General features: G+C 67.8%; 1 protein-coding gene. It reads left to right on the top strand.

What is annotated here, in order from left to right; all coding sequences use genetic code 11:
- A partial coding sequence (locus FVP33_RS19055; protein WP_246142439.1) for a glutamate--tRNA ligase family protein occupies positions 1–301 on the top strand: 301 nt, incomplete at both ends.

Here is a 301-nt window from a genome sequence, read left to right as displayed (position 1 = left end):
GGACTCCGTGGTCGCGCGCCCGACCGGCGCTCCGCTCTCCACGTTCGTCAACCCAGTGGACGACGCGCTCATGGGCATCACCCACTTGCTGCGCGGCGAGGACCTCCTCTCCTCCACCCCTCGCCAGATCGCGCTCTATCACGCCCTCATCGACATCGGACTGGCCAGCGCCATTCCGCGCTGCGGCCACCTGCCGTACGTGACGGGCGACGGCAACAAGAAGCGTTCAAAGCGTGACCCCGAGTCGAACCTGTGCCACCACCGCGACCGGGGCGTCATTCCGGAGGGCCTGCTCATCTAC

The organism is Lacisediminihabitans profunda (assembly GCF_008040105.1).
Taxonomy (GTDB): Bacteria; Actinomycetota; Actinomycetes; order Actinomycetales; family Microbacteriaceae; genus Lacisediminihabitans; species Lacisediminihabitans profunda.
This window is presented reverse-complemented; position numbering and strand designations above follow the sequence as displayed.